This is a genomic window from Pumilibacter intestinalis (assembly GCF_943193005.1).
Taxonomy (GTDB): domain Bacteria; phylum Bacillota; class Clostridia; order Christensenellales; family Pumilibacteraceae; genus Pumilibacter; species Pumilibacter intestinalis.
The window spans coordinates 18,837-33,003 of the sequence record NZ_CALPCH010000016.1 but is presented as its reverse complement, the minus strand read 5'-3'; the positions used below and the strand labels follow the sequence as shown (position 1 = coordinate 33,003).

At 48.7% G+C, this 14,167-nt stretch carries 16 protein-coding genes; all 16 read right to left on the bottom strand.

Features of this window, described 5'->3' with window-relative positions; translation table 11 throughout:
- Positions 1 to 19 precede the first annotated feature (19 nt).
- Positions 20 to 1,357, bottom strand: coding sequence for a site-specific DNA-methyltransferase (locus NFR55_RS08145; protein ID WP_251548137.1), 1,338 nt, complete (start codon positions 1,355 to 1,357; stop codon positions 20 to 22).
- A 10-nt stretch (positions 1,358 to 1,367) separates the two neighbouring features.
- Positions 1,368 to 2,918, bottom strand: coding sequence for a terminase large subunit (locus NFR55_RS08140; RefSeq protein WP_251548135.1), 1,551 nt, complete (start codon positions 2,916 to 2,918; stop codon positions 1,368 to 1,370).
- A gap of 71 nt (positions 2,919 to 2,989) precedes the next feature.
- Positions 2,990 to 3,424: a gamma-glutamylcyclotransferase family protein gene (locus NFR55_RS08135; RefSeq protein WP_251548133.1), complete on the bottom strand. Its 435-nt coding sequence runs from the start codon at positions 3,422 to 3,424 to the stop codon at positions 2,990 to 2,992.
- A gap of 31 nt (positions 3,425 to 3,455) precedes the next feature.
- On the bottom strand, positions 3,456 to 4,337 hold the full coding sequence (locus NFR55_RS08130) for an amidoligase family protein (protein WP_251548131.1): 882 nt from the start codon (positions 4,335 to 4,337) through the stop codon (positions 3,456 to 3,458).
- Between the two features lie 122 nt (positions 4,338 to 4,459).
- The gene (locus NFR55_RS08125; RefSeq protein WP_251548129.1) at positions 4,460 to 4,612 is read right to left on the bottom strand and encodes a hypothetical protein; all 153 of its coding nucleotides are present in this window, start codon (positions 4,610 to 4,612) and stop codon (positions 4,460 to 4,462) included.
- Between the two features lie 80 nt (positions 4,613 to 4,692).
- The gene (locus NFR55_RS08120) at positions 4,693 to 5,052 is read right to left on the bottom strand and encodes a hypothetical protein (protein WP_251548127.1); all 360 of its coding nucleotides are present in this window, start codon (positions 5,050 to 5,052) and stop codon (positions 4,693 to 4,695) included.
- A 74-nt stretch (positions 5,053 to 5,126) separates the two neighbouring features.
- Positions 5,127 to 7,001 (bottom strand): methionine adenosyltransferase, encoded by a 1,875-nt coding sequence (gene metK / locus NFR55_RS10570; RefSeq protein WP_338052323.1) that lies wholly within the window; start codon positions 6,999 to 7,001, stop codon positions 5,127 to 5,129.
- Between the two features lie 12 nt (positions 7,002 to 7,013).
- Positions 7,014 to 8,870 (bottom strand): DNA (cytosine-5-)-methyltransferase, encoded by a 1,857-nt coding sequence (gene dcm / locus NFR55_RS08110; protein ID WP_251548125.1) that lies wholly within the window; start codon positions 8,868 to 8,870, stop codon positions 7,014 to 7,016.
- Positions 8,870 to 9,367, bottom strand: coding sequence for a P27 family phage terminase small subunit (locus NFR55_RS08105; protein WP_251548123.1), 498 nt, complete (start codon positions 9,365 to 9,367; stop codon positions 8,870 to 8,872). Before NFR55_RS08105 ends, dcm begins: the two co-directional genes overlap by 1 nt.
- 266 nt (positions 9,368 to 9,633) lie before the next feature.
- The gene (locus tag NFR55_RS08100; RefSeq protein WP_251548121.1) at positions 9,634 to 9,900 is read right to left on the bottom strand and encodes a hypothetical protein; all 267 of its coding nucleotides are present in this window, start codon (positions 9,898 to 9,900) and stop codon (positions 9,634 to 9,636) included.
- A gap of 110 nt (positions 9,901 to 10,010) precedes the next feature.
- Positions 10,011 to 10,382 (bottom strand): HNH endonuclease, encoded by a 372-nt coding sequence (locus NFR55_RS08095; protein ID WP_251548119.1) that lies wholly within the window; start codon positions 10,380 to 10,382, stop codon positions 10,011 to 10,013.
- An 18-nt stretch (positions 10,383 to 10,400) separates the two neighbouring features.
- The gene (locus NFR55_RS08090; protein WP_251548117.1) at positions 10,401 to 10,562 is read right to left on the bottom strand and encodes a hypothetical protein; all 162 of its coding nucleotides are present in this window, start codon (positions 10,560 to 10,562) and stop codon (positions 10,401 to 10,403) included.
- Between the two features lie 153 nt (positions 10,563 to 10,715).
- Complete coding sequence (locus NFR55_RS08085; RefSeq protein ID WP_251548116.1) at positions 10,716 to 11,282, bottom strand: hypothetical protein; 567 nt, start codon at positions 11,280 to 11,282, stop codon at positions 10,716 to 10,718.
- A gap of 8 nt (positions 11,283 to 11,290) precedes the next feature.
- The gene (locus NFR55_RS08080; protein ID WP_251548113.1) at positions 11,291 to 11,578 is read right to left on the bottom strand and encodes a VRR-NUC domain-containing protein; all 288 of its coding nucleotides are present in this window, start codon (positions 11,576 to 11,578) and stop codon (positions 11,291 to 11,293) included.
- Between the two features lie 272 nt (positions 11,579 to 11,850).
- Positions 11,851 to 13,806 (bottom strand): AAA family ATPase, encoded by a 1,956-nt coding sequence (locus tag NFR55_RS08075; protein WP_251548111.1) that lies wholly within the window; start codon positions 13,804 to 13,806, stop codon positions 11,851 to 11,853.
- Entirely contained in the window at positions 13,803 to 14,132 is a 330-nt protein-coding gene (locus NFR55_RS08070; protein ID WP_251548109.1) for a DUF7768 domain-containing protein, read from the bottom strand. Before NFR55_RS08070 ends, NFR55_RS08075 begins: the two co-directional genes overlap by 4 nt.
- Positions 14,133 to 14,167 lie beyond the last annotated feature (35 nt).

Below are 14,167 nucleotides of genomic sequence, written 5' to 3'. Positions count from 1 at the left end.
GTCCAGAGGAAATCGGCAACTAATCGAAAATTTCCACCCCGTCTCGGATATGCTTGATTTCAGCTTCGGGGCAAAGTTCTTTGTATCTGCGGACAATAACGTCGCAGTATTTCGGTTCGAGTTCTATCGCCCGACACTTGCGGTTCAGTTGCTCGGACGCTATAAGCGTGGAGCCGCTACCGCCGAACGGTTCATATACCGTATCATCTTCGTGGCTGCTGTTGTAGATGAGCTTGGCACACAACGTGATGGGTTTCATCGTCGGATGGTCTGGCGATTTGTTCGGCTTGTTATCCTCTATGACCGAGTTCGGCAAACCGAGTATTTTTTCTACCAACTCAACGAGCTCGGCTTTGTTCATCTTTCGCAGATTCTCCGTCAGTCCCTCCATCACAGTTGCAAGCGTTCGATCGTCAATAAAATAATGCCCCGCACCTTCTTTCCATCCGTAGAGTATCGGCTCATGCTTCCACTGGTAGTCCTGCCTACCGAGCGTGAAATGATTCTTCAACCATATAAGCGTCTGCGAATACTTGAACCCTGCATCCGTCATCGCTTTCGTAAAGTTTACGGTTTCTTTTGTGCTATGGAACACATAAATCGGCGCACCTTTCTTCAAGTTCTTTTCCGCCGCCTTATAGAATGCCAAAAGAAATTGATAGAACTCATCGTCCGAAAGGTTGTCGTTTGCAATCGTGCTGCTCGACCGAGACTGCGATTGATGCTTGCCCCTTACCGCCGAACCGTAGTCCACATTGTAAGGCGGATCGGTTACCATTAGGTCTGCCATTTTACCATCCAACACTCGGCTTACGTCATCGGCTTGCGTACTGTCCCCGCACAGCAGTCGGTGCTGTCCGAGTATCCACAAATCGCCCGTTTTCGTCTTCGGCTCGGTTACTTCGTCAAGAGCGGATTCAGCGTCAAAGTCGTCTTCGTGGACATTCTCCATACTACCGCTCCCGAACAGTTCCTGTGCTTCGGCAAGGTCAAAACCCGTTAGTGTGATATCGTATCCGCTCCCGTCCAAGTCTTTCAAAAGGCTTGCCAAGAGATCATTGTCCCACTCGCCGCTGATTTTGTTCAGAGCGATGTTCAATGCTTTTTCCTTGCTTTCGTCAAGGTCGACCACAACGCAGTCCACTTCGGTGAACCCAAGGTCTTTCATCACTTTTAAGCGTTGATGCCCGCCCACAACCACGCCCGTGCGTTTATTCCATATAACGGGTTCGACGTAGCCAAATTCTTCGATGCTGCGTTTGAGCTTTTCGTATTCGGCATCGCCGGGCTTTAAGTCCTTACGGGGATTGTAATCGGCAGCTTTTAATTCTTCCACCGCTCTCTTTTCTATTTGCATTGATTTCCTCCTAAATAATGATAATTCCTCTATCGTTATAGACGCTGTCCGTTGTTCCCTTATTGCGGATTGCACGGTCTAAAGCCATAACGAGTGCGACCGCTCCGTCTATTCTTTCGGTGGACTTTTCCTTGTCCATCTTCACGTTCCCGGCAGGATCGGTTCTAACGAACACATTGTCCATCATCCAACGGAGCGGCACGTTTCCACCGTGCGCTATCTTCTGCTCAAGCACGAGCTTCATCAGCTCTTTCGTCGGCGGACTCATATCCTTGAACCCTTGCCCGAACGGTACGACCGTGAACCCCATTCCTTCGAGATTCTGCGTCATCTGCACGGCTCCCCATCGGTCAAAGGCTATTTCCTTGATGTTGTATTTCGTGCCGAGGTCTTCTATAAAGTTTTCGATGTATCCGTAGTGGATTACGTTGCCCTCGGTGGTTATAACTTGCCCCTTTGCTTTCCACACATCGTATGGAACGTGATCGCGTCTAACTCGCAAATCTATTGTGTCTTCGGGTATCCAAAAGAACGGCAGAACGATGTATTTATCGTCTTCGTTCAATGGCGGAAAGACAAGCACGAATGCCGTGATATCGGTGCTTGACGAAAGGTCAAGTCCGCCGTAGCATTCACGCCCCTTGAGCTTTTCCGCATCTACTTGAAAATCGCATTTATCCCAAGCGTCCATCGGCATCCAACGGACGCTTTGCTTTACCCATTGATTGAGTCGCAGTTGTCGGAACAAGTTCTCTTCCGCCGGGTTCTCTTTCGCCGACTCGTAGGCGATACGGAGTTTATCTATTTCCACCGTGATGCCGAGCGACGGGTTTGCTTTCGCCCATACCTTTTCGCTACCCCAATCATCATCGTCATCCGCTCCGTAAATTACGGGATAGAATGAGCGGTCATGCTTGCGTCCTTCGAGTATGTCTTTCGACTTTTGGTGGATTTCCCAACAGATTGAGTTGCGGTCAGTGCCTGCCGTAGTTATCAAAAAGAACAGCGGTTGCTTTCTTGCATCGCCCGAACCGTGCGTCATTACGTCGTATAAGGCTCGGTTCGGTTGTGCATGGAGTTCGTCGAATACAACGCCGTGAACATTCAGTCCGTGCTTGGTGTACGACTCCGCCGACAGCACCTGATAAAAGGAATTAAGCGGTTGATATACGAGCCGTTTCTGGCTCATTATAGGCTTGATTCTCTTCTTCAAGGCGGGGCATTGTTCTACCATGTTGCAAGCCACGTCGAACACTATACTTGCCTGTTGGCGGTCGGCTGCACATCCGTAAACCTCCGCACCCCACTCGCCGTCGCCCGCTAAAAGGTATAATGCGATTGCGGCGGCTATTTCCGACTTGCCTTGCTTTTTCGGTATCTCGACATAAGCGGTATTGTACTGCCTATAACCGTTATCTTTTACCGTTCCGAAAATGTCCCTTATGATTTTGTCCTGCCACGGCAACAGTTCGAACGGTACTCCGTGCCATGTGCCTTTCGTATGTTTTAACGAGTTGATGAAAGCAACGGCACGGTCTGCAAGTTGTTTGTTGTATGCCATTGCTCCCTCCGTTTACAATAAATAAAAGGAGAGCCGAAGCTCTCCCTTTGAACACGCATTTGATTTTGTTTTTATGCTCTCGCTCTCATTCGCTTTTTCGTATCGTCGAGAGCCGCTTGCAGGTATTTCGGATCGAGTCCGACATCCCTGTATCCTTCGTGAATTGTGTTGTAATAAAATCCCGACGGCATATTCGGCTTGCCTTCGTTCATTATGTACACCATTGCCTCGACCGCTCCGTTCGGCATATCTACCGTTACCGTTTCCTTTCGATAATAACTCGGATACCCTTCGTATCTGTCGAGTGCCAACTCGTCACGAGGTGTGATTTCCCACACGCCGACAGGCGTCTCCGCCCCATCGACGGGCTCTATCGTTGCCACTCCACGGAATGTCAGCTGATAGTTTTTGAGTGTGCCGATGCCCACTACCTTTGCGTCTGGACACCGTCTTGCCATTTGTGCAAGGTTGAGGTTGCTACCGTATGCTACATAAAGTTTTGCCATTTTTTTATCTCCTTCTTTTGTGAGGGGGCGGTTAAGCCGCCGCCCTCGGTCTACCGTTTTTAAATGCTATGTCGCCGCTTAAGTTTTCGAGTAAAAACTTTCTTGCCGTATCGAACTCTTCGCCGATCATTCCGAGGCGGAGCAGCCATGTGCGGAAGGTGTATTTTTCGTTTGCGGTTACCGTTTTCTTTGCGCTTGCTCCGTTCTGCGTTAAGGCTTGATGGCTGATTGCGAGGCACAGTTGTATGTAAGTTTTAATTTTGCCTGCGTGCGTCGTTCCGTTAAAGCATCTAAACTCGATGCCCTTGCCTTGCCATAGGCTGTGCAGGTTGAGTGCATGGTAGCGACTGCTGTCGTAGTGTGTGTTCCTATGCGAGTTGCCGTTGTACCATAATCTTTCGACCGCCGTTTTCGTTGTCGGCTTTGTGCGGTTCATACTCTCTACGAACCTCTGCTCGGTCTTTTTGCACCATCTGTTTGCTCGGCTTGTGCTTACCCCGACCGCCTTGAACAGCAGGTCTTCTTTGCTCGTCATAATGTTTACGAGGTTCCGTAGCGTCTTTGCCGTATGCTGTTCCGCTCCGACGTGTACGTGGATTCCGCAGCTACTGTTTGCCTTTGCACCCTTGTGTCGCAGTTGCCTTACGATTTCCTGTATGTCTTCGATGTCTTCCCATCTGCATACTGGTGTTACGATCTCGCAACTGCAGTTTGATCCGTAGTGTTCCGTGTCGATGCTGCCGTCGCTCATCGCTTTCCATTTGCGACCTTGTCTGTCGGTTGCCTCGTAGGTATCATATCCGCTACCTGCGTAGTAGGATGTCGTTCCGTAGTAGTCTGCGATTACCTTTGCCGCATCCTTTCTGCTGATGCCTGTGAGTTCGATTTCGATGCCGAATGTTTGAGTTTTCATTTGCGTGTTCTCCTTTGCTTTGAGGGTGTTTCCCACCCCCGTTTTGCAAGACAACAATACCGTAAAAACACACAAGAGCCCAGCGAAACGCGGTCGAAATCCGAAAGAATTTGAAAGAATTTTTAACTATTTTTCGGGGTTTCCAAACCTATGCCTTTATAGTTAAAATCGCCATTTTCGATTGCCTTTTTATCGGCTTCGGCTGCGGCTTTATAGTCCGCTCTCTCCGTTTCTTTTCGCTTGCATTCCAAGCAAATGCATTCCGTGTTATACATAGACATTATCCGCCCGCCCGATAAATCTCCACCGCAGCGGTCGCAAGTCCTTTGACTGAAAAACTTATCCATTCTACTCCTTAATAAATCCCGTCAAGGTCTATAAGCGTTACCTTTTCTTTTATTAGCACTATTGCCTGTTCATACGAGCCTTTTTGTATCTGCGACCATAAAGCATCGAACTCTTGCTTGTCATGTAATGCACTATTAACCTTGCCGAGCAGGGCAAATATGTTTCCGCTTTCGTGTCTACTCTCAAAGTAGACCGTAGGTTTTCCTTCATTCGCCTGTCTTGAGTGCAGATAACTGACAAGCGTCGTTACCGATTCGTTTAGGTAGTCTTGCTCGTCCTCTACCTTATATAAGGCATCAAGCAGTCGTTTTGCAGTTTCATCGCTTATCTTGGTTAATCCTAACCTTTCAATTATGCTATCGGTCATTACCTACCTCCATTTTCTTCAAACAATACCGTAACCGTCCGCCGAAGTCCAGAGAAAGACGCCGTAAAAACCTATTAAATTTTGACGGCTTTTTTCAGAGCTTCCGCCTTATCGGTCAACTCCCAAGCGAGGTAATCTTTACCGAAATGTCCGCCGACCGCCGTTTGTGCAAATACCGCCCTGCGGAGGTCGAGTTTCTCAATTGTGCCTGCGACCGATAGGTCGAATACCTTCTCCACCGCCTTGACGATTAAGTTCTCATTGACCGATGCCGTATAAAAAGTGTTTACGTCGATTGCCGTCGGCTTGGGTACTCCGATTGCATACGAGAGTGCGACCTCGCATTTTTCCGCCAAGCCTGCGGCAACGATATTCTTTGCAATGTATCTCGCCATGTATGCTCCGCTGCGGTCAACCTTGCTTGCGTCTTTACCGCTCAAGGCTCCGCCGCCGTTATGTGCAACTCCGCCGTAGGTATCGACCATTAGTTTGCGTCCCGTCAGTCCCGTGTCTGCTTCGAAACCGCCAAGCACAAACCTACCCGACGGATTGATGAGTATCTCGGTTTCCGTAAGATCATAATTCGCAAGCACCTTGCCGATGACCTTTTCTCTTATTTCCTTTGTCAGCTCGTCAAGGTTCTTCGATTCGGTATGCTGTGCCGAAACTACCACCGACTTGATTTTATCGAACCTTTCGCCGTTGTATCTGATAGACACCTGACTCTTCCCGTCGGGGCGAAGTCCTATAATCAGTCCGTCCTTTCTGCACTCTTCGAGTCTGTCGGTCAGCCTATGTGCAAGCTCGGTTGCAAGTGGCATATAGTCAAGCGTTTCATCGGTTGCGTAACCGTACACGATTCCTTGGTCGCCCGCCCCTTGTTCTTCCTTGCTTACTGCCTGCGAGATGTCTTCGCTTTGTGCGTGGACTCTTATTTCCACTTCGACGTTGGTTGTATCGTAGCCGACTTGTGCGATTACCGAACGAGCTATGTATTCATAGTCCACCTCGGCTGCGGTTGTTATCTCGCCGCTTATAAAACACTTGTTATGGGCAAGCATAACTTCGCAAGCCACTCTGCTGTCTTCGTCCTGTTCGAAGCACTCGTCGAGTATGCTGTCCGCAATAAGATCGGCAAGTTTGTCGGGGTGTCCGCTCGTTACGGACTCCGCCGTTATCGTTCTGGTTGTCATTATTTTATCCTCCAATAATCTCCATTTGAATGTTCTGCCTATCGGCACTTTTGCTTGCGATTCCATCTCGAACCGCTTGTCGAAGTCCCGAACCGTATGCCCGTCGCCTTTGAAAGTTACGAGACTGTCTGCATCCCATTTCAAAAGCAATGCCCATAATTCGGGATAATTTTTGCGTAACTTGCGGAGTTGATTCACGCCTTGGTTATGACAAAACCAACAACCGCCCCGCAATGCTGTCGTATAAATCGGCGATAATAAGCCGTTAGCCTTGCACCATTCCCGGCACATACTCTCCGTCCAATCGTATTCCACAAGCGGACTGCGTTTCGTTTCGGAGAGCGTATGAAACCTTGACGGTTCGTCTGCCGCAATGCCGATATAAACGACTGCACCCTTTTGGACTTTGTCAAGCACGTCGACTTTCAGCCGAGAGTTGCACCAATTCCCTTTCTGCAACGGGAAGCCGTATATCTTACCTGCATTCTTGCTTTTCTTACCGTTGCATTTGTAGTAAAAATAATCTTCATACGACTTGGGTGCAGTAATATGCTCCACGACTATGCCGAACTTTTCCAAGATAATGGCGTCCGCTTTTGCCTTAAATTCCACCATCGGCGGAAGGTCGGCGGGGACGTCTTTCGTCGCCATAATGTCCACCGTTACGATGCGGTCTAACGGCAAGCCGTTTTGCTTTATCACTTCGAGCATAGCAAGGCTGTCTTTTCCGTAACTGATGCTTGCAATATGCTCCATCTCCGCCTCCGTTTAACAAAAAAATAAAGCCTTGAAAATAAACTCCAAGACTTGCACTACTATGCCGTTGCCCGCTTGTCGGTACTGCTGCGTACCGCTGATTTTCGCCGCTTGTATTTTGTCGATCTGTTCGTCGTGCCAACCCATAAGACGCAGACATTCTCTCGGCGTGAGCTTGCGGATTCGGATGTTCTCCGTGATGACCGCATTCCCGTCGCCGCACGTGAGAGTTTGTGCGATACCCTTGCCTACACGACCGCGTTTGGTTTTACTGCCGGGATAGGTTATGTTGACAAAATCGCCCTTTTCCGCTTCTTCGTAGCCTTGCTTTGTCGCTACCTTGACTTGTATGGGTTCTTCCATCATAAGCACAGCAGAACTGCCCGACGCACTGGAACATTGTCCCGTAAGCGTCGGCGCTATATCATCGACTTCCATTTTGTTGTAGGCAACAAACATTTCGGGTATGTAGCCTTTCTCTTCGATGAATTCCTTGTATCTTCGGGCAACGTATTCTTTCGAGCCTTTGCCTTGCTCCAACACGAGATTATCTTTCTGTACCGAGGTCAATGCATTGCAAAGTCCTTTGCCGTTGACTTCGAGCCTTTGCTCCAAAGGTGCGCCCGCCGTGCGATCAGACGGATTGTCTGGGTTGCGTCCACGCATCGCCACGATGACGGGATTATCCGACTTGTCTTCGACTATCGGTAGTATCGCAGTTTTGAAACCTTCGGGGCGAGTAGTGATTGTCGGACACACTCCGCTGCGGTTGACCTTCTTATTGAATGCGTCCACGGTGTCGCCGACTCCGCATTCGTTTTCCATTACCGTTTCCACAGCTTGCTTGAAAAACCGCTCGTCATCGGTCTTCTTTGTGTCGATAATAACTGGCGTTTGTCCGCCGCCCTTGCCCATCGCTTCGGTGAGTGCCGGGCTGATACCGTCCGTTCTTGGCGTTTGATGTGCTTGTAGTCCGCCGAGTACAAAGTTCTCCGCTATTTTGAGTTCGGTGTTTCCGCCTTGCTGACAATGCACGGTCGGAGATATTCCGCTCGGCTCATAAACTCTGCGACTGATGTCGTGCATCTTATCCCACTTTTCGCCGACCACTTCTCCGACTTGAACGCATTGCGGACCTTTCCAATCTCTCGCCATCAGCGTGTTAGCCACTCCGTCCCCGGACTTGATGCTGTCACGTCGTGAGTTAAAGGTTGAATTGATAATACTGCGGATCGTGCTTTCTTTCAGATAGTATTTTTCATCTACTACTTCGTCAATCATATCCCGTAAGCGTAGTTTGAGTTCTTGCTTTTCGGGAAACACAAAAGGCGTGTGATCGCCACGGATTGAAACGCAGAATACCCGCTCACGGTTCTGCGGTATTCCGTAGTCCTTTGCGTTGAGTATCTGCCAATAATTCGTGTACCCAAGCGAAGACAAAAAAGAAAGCCAACGGTCAAAGTCGGCTTTGAATTTCTTGCTCACAAGGTTCTTTACGTTTTCAAGCAATAGGTATTTCGGCAATGTTCCGTCTTCGGCTGCCTGTATCAATAGTCTTTCAACCTCGAACAGCAAACCGCTCCGAGTCCCTTCCTTTATACCCGCACCTTTGCCTGCGACCGATATGTCTTGGCACGGAAAAGAGTATGTCCAAAAGTCGGCATCCGGGAGAGCTTCGATTGCACGGATATCTCCGAGATTGTTGACCTTGCCGTGTATCGCCTCGTAGCTTTGAATTGCGTATTTGTCGATTTCGGATATCGCAACAACTTTGTGCGGTACTCCGATATTCTTTAAGGCTTGCGTTTGACTGCCGATGCCTGCGAACAGTTCAATGAGTCGCAACGGGTTTTGTTCCGTGTATTCCATTAACCGCCACCTCCCAATAATTTCTCCATGATGTCGTCATTCGGGTTTTTCTCATCCCACTTTGTGAGTTTACTTTCCCTTACAACGAGATAAATCTTGCCCCACACCTCGTTCGTTTGTTTTAGGTATTGCTGTGCCATAGCCACGAACGGCGACGGCATTGCTTTGCCGTTGGTTGGATCTTTCACGAGCAAGCCGTGCTTTGTGTTCATCTCTTCGCACTCCAACCATCGAGCCTTGCAGAATGCATACTCTTCAAGGTTGTAAGGCAGTATTCCCGTAGTGCAACCGACTGCTTTCAGCCACGCATACACCGTGCGGTAGATTTCCTTTGCCCTTGCCGATAAATAAGACGGCGGTTCGCTCGGCAGTTCTACACCCTCCGCCGCAAAGTTCACGACTTCGACGGGACGCCTGCCGGGATTGCCTTCCAATATCTTTTGGGCGGCGGCTTTTTTCGGTCTGCCTGCTCCGACTCTTCGTCCTCCGCTTGCCATATTTCCCCCTTTGATTTTTTGATTGTTTGATTTATTTTGATTTTCAAGGCAAATAAAAAAGGGGCGGTTGCCCGTCCCCAATACTTCGTATTGCCTTTTTCAATTTTGATTTTTTCGTTTGATTTTTGATTTTGCGAAAATTCGCGTTTGACTGCGGCCCCGCTGTTAGGGGTTGAATTCGTAGAGATTGACCTCCCCCTACCCCTTACGAAACGATAAAGGTCAGACCGCTTTGCTCGGTCTGACCTTGCCGTTCCCTCGTTTCCTTAATCCGCCCCGCAGTCATGGCAAAACCTTTTGCCTGTCAGCGGATTAAAATCGATTTCATGTAGCGGACGAATGTTTCCGCATTTATCGCAGTAATCGCATCTCTGGTCATCATAGATAATCCATACCACTTTCGGTTCGTTCTCCCCGTCGCTGGCGGTTAAGATATAAATGTCTTTTCCGTCTTTAGTTCCTTTGTGGACTTCGCCGTCTTTCGAGGTGATATCCACTACTCCGATTTTGCTTGCAAGTTCTTTTACTGTCATAATTAACCCTCCAGATTTTTTTGGGGTACTTGCTTGCCCCTTGTTATGGTCAACTATACCGTAATCGCTTGTAAGAGCCCAGCGAAATTGCGTAGAAAAAACTCACTTTTTCAATAATTTTTTTTGCCGAATCTGCTGCCTTCTTCAACCGACTTTCGGCTGTGGCAACTCCAACAGAGGCTTTGCAAATTACTCGGTGCGAACTTATCTCCGCCTTGCTTGATAGGCACTATATGGTCAACCATAGTTGCCTTTGTTCGTTTCCCTTCTTTCAGGCATTCCTCGCAAAACGGATGAGCTTCCAACTGTTTCTTTCTCGCATATCTCCATTCGGGTGTCTTATAAAAATTCTTTGTAAAGTCATCCCTACCGTAGAGATTGTATTGCTTATCCGTCAACCGCTTATGCTCTTCACAGTATTGCCCGTCCACAAGCCGTGGACAGCCGGGATAACTGCACGGACGTTTCGGTTTATTCGGCATTTGTTTATTCCTCCGTTTTTAATCGGGTAACGCAAGAAAGGCAACCGCCGTTCCTACCGCTTTTATTCGCTTGGGATGCTTCCCCGTGAACCGTGCCTTTCTTGCTCTCCCCAAGATTATCATATCACGGGTTTCGTTCTCTTTCGTATGAATTTCGTTCTCTGCCGTTCTCTTTTTCAATCGCTCATAATACTTGCAATCGCTTTTTCGACAACTTTCACTCTTTTATACATTCCCGTCTTGCTGTAGCCGAACCGTCTGGCGACTTCCGCATACGACTTGTTTTCGAAAAATAACAGGCGGATTATGTGGTAGTCGTTTTCGGGCAAGACGCTAATGCTTTTTTCGAGCCGTTCGACGTCTTGGCATATACTGTCGGTAGCCAACCCACTTTCCACCTTTCCTTTGTAGATGCGAAACTCTTTCAAGTATTTGGCTATCTGTTCCGTCGTATATTGCATTTACCACCTCCTTCGGCAGTCCCACCAAAGAAAAAACCGCCATCTGTCCTATCTCGCCCCGTCTTCGGGCTTCCCTTAATTCAATTACCCAATCGCTTTTATCGTCGGGGTTTACTTTCGTTTTTAACCAATTACGGATTTGACCGTCTTGTTCGAGTTCCTCCGTCCATTCCTCCGCCGGGCAGACTCCCGACAGCTCCCACATCTGCATACAACCGAACCTTTCGCCCTTGTAAAAGAACAGCATCAGCATCCGTTCGGTCGCCTCGTCATAATACTTGACACGGAAATAGTAACCGTAAAACCGAACCGTTTTATTGTTTATGTACTCTTCGGTTTCCCGTTTGATATCTGCTGTCGGTAGCGGACGGCTGAATTCGCTCTCGTAGTCGAACCGAGCCTCCGCCGTTATCAAAACCTTGTTGATTACCGTTTCCATTGCCACCTCTACTCTTTTTCAAATGCCGTTATTATGCTCCGCACCTCTTCAACCGTTCTCACGGCCACGGCGTATCCGTCTGCTTTTATGATCTGCTTTATCGTCATCTCTTGCAAAACGGTCGGTTTGTTTTTCCCGACTTTACATTCAAAGGCGATAAATCTTCCCTTGTAACAGACAATTAAATCGGGTATTCCCGCCGTTCCGTACATCCCGCCGTGTTCCTTCCAAAAGAACAGGTTCGGCACGGTTTTCAAGTATTCGCTTATCTTGCGAATCAAATCGCTTTCTTTCATATCCGCTCCTTTCACAAACGCAAGTGTCCCAAGTGTCCAAGCGTCCAAAAGGACATATATTCTAAAAGGACACAAACCTCGTCTTGTGGATTTTTACTTTATCTGGGTTTTTCGTGCTTTTTTGTTGGACACTTGATGTTGCTGTTTGTAGGGTTAAGTGTCCAACTTTTTAGGGCAAAGCGTCCGTGTTTTAGGCTTTATCGGCTGTTTTTACCGAGTTTCGGCGGTTTTTGGACACTTGGACACATTGGACACATAGTTTTGTTAGATGATCAGTCATCATCGTAAATCGTCCGCTGATATCCCATCGGCGTATTTACCACGACACGGCTGAACGTGTGAGCTCTGCTACCGCTTTTGCTTGCCTTATGGTCGATGCCGTCGCAATGCAGTCGGTATTCATATTTCGATATTAACTTGCCCACGCCCGTCGGCGATTCCGAGAGCTGCTTGCCCGTTATATCGAACACCGCTTTCATCAAGTCGTTCGCCGAGCCTTTCCATCCGCCCATCGGATTTCGCTTGATGAGTTCTTTGATAGTGATCACGATAGGACTGTTTTCGTATTCCTGCCGTTCTCGCTTCGCCGCTATCTCTTCCGCAGTTCCCCGCACTTCCCACACGAAGTCGTATTTATTGAACGCTATGACAAGGTCGCTTTGCTGAATGTCACGTCCCGTCATTGATAGTATGGCGTCTTCGTCCATACGCTTTTTCTTCGAGATGATAAAAATCGAGTCGGCGGCACCCATCAGAGCGGTACTTCCCGATATCATGTTGAATACATCCGAATCATCGGCGAGCTTGCGGAGGTGATGCACGAACAGCAGGCATATTTTCTGCTTGTCGGCAAACTCTTTCAAAGCACCCATTTCACGGTAGTCGCCGCTGTACACCGACTCGTTCTTTACTACCTTTCCACGCACCTTTTGCAAGGTGTCGATGATAACGAGCCGAATGTTCGGAAACTCTTTGAGTTCTTCCTTTATCTTTTCAAGCAGACCGCTGTCCACGGTGTCCGCCTGAATTACGAACCGTAAGTCGCTCGGCGCTTTCTTGCCCTTGAGCATTTTGTTGAGGCGGTCTTTGATTCGGCTTTTACTGTCTTCGAGTGCGTAATACAATACGCCGTTTTTCTCCGTCTTAAAGTCAAGAAACTCTTTGCCCTCTGCTACCGCCAAGCCGAGCTGCAACATCATCCAAGACTTGCCTATCTTCGACGGCGCACACAATATTGCAAGTCCCGTCGGCAGAACGTCCTGCACTACCCACGTCGGCGGCTCTATGTATTCACTCTGCAATTCCAAAGCGTCGAAGCTGTCTTTCGCTGTGGCGAAGTGCTTGCGAACCGTCCGCTTTGCCGACTTGACGTTTTCGGCGAGTGCCTTTGCGTCCGCCATCAGCAGTTCGTTCGGATCTTTCTTATCGCCTGCGACGTTGTATAAAATGTGCGGCACTTTGAGTTTCGTCAATTCGTCCGACAGACTTTGCGTTGCTTTCTGCCCCGGCTCATCGTTATCCAAGCACAGCACGAGCGGTGCATTCGGTTTCTTTGCCTTTACTTCTTTGACGAGTTTGTTCGTCCCGCCGATTCCGCAAAGCGACACCGCCGAACCGCCACATTGACATATCGACAAGGCACACAACGGACTTTCCACGATAAAGACTGGTTCTCGGCTTGCACCCCACAACGCCTTTCGGTTAAAGAGCGGCTCCGCTCCCGCCTCTTCGGTGGTCGGCTTATAAAACTTCTTGTCGGCGATACTCCGTGTTTGGTAGTATTTCAGCTCCGACGAATACGGCAACACGACTGAACGGTGCTTTACGTCATAACCGAGACAATATTTCTTTATGGTTGCGGCGGTCAGTCCGCGTCGTGTAAAATAATCCGTCTGCCCGACGTCACGGATGCACGATTTCAGGTAGTCCTTTATGCTTTGCCTTTTCGGACAGTCGTCTATGTCGATACGGAACGACTCCGCCAAAAACTTTGCCGCCTCCAACGGTTCGCACTCTCGCATCTTTGACACAAAGGCTATGACGTCGCCCGTTTCTCCGCATCCGAAGCAAGTGAAGATATTTTTCTTGCGATCAACGGAAAACGACGGAGTTTTCTCCGCATGAAAAGGACACAGACCTTTGTCTTTACTATTCAGTTGTATGCCGAACAGCGAAACCGCCTCGGCGATATTGACTTGGTCTTTTACCTTTTCAAATATGTCCGTCATCCTTCCTCCAAGTTCTCCGAAAAATACCTTGTTCGGATTCCACTCTTTCTCGCACGCTCGATCTCGGTTTTCATCCCGTCGCTTATTGTCGGCCCGAACACCCACAGCTCGGCACATAGGTCAAGGAGTTTGAGCCCCATCGCCTTTCCTCTTTCACGCTCTTTGGGATTATCGTCATTCAAAAATTGCGTGAATACCGTGTGCGGAGCAAGCGGGATGCATCCCTTTTCGTAAGCAAATCTTGCATAGTAGTTTGCCTTTGCGATATTCTTCTGCACGTCGCCTTTGAGCGGTGAGCAGATATACACGATTTTGTTTGCTTTCATCCTGCACCTATAAAAAAGGTATCGGGCGGCGACGC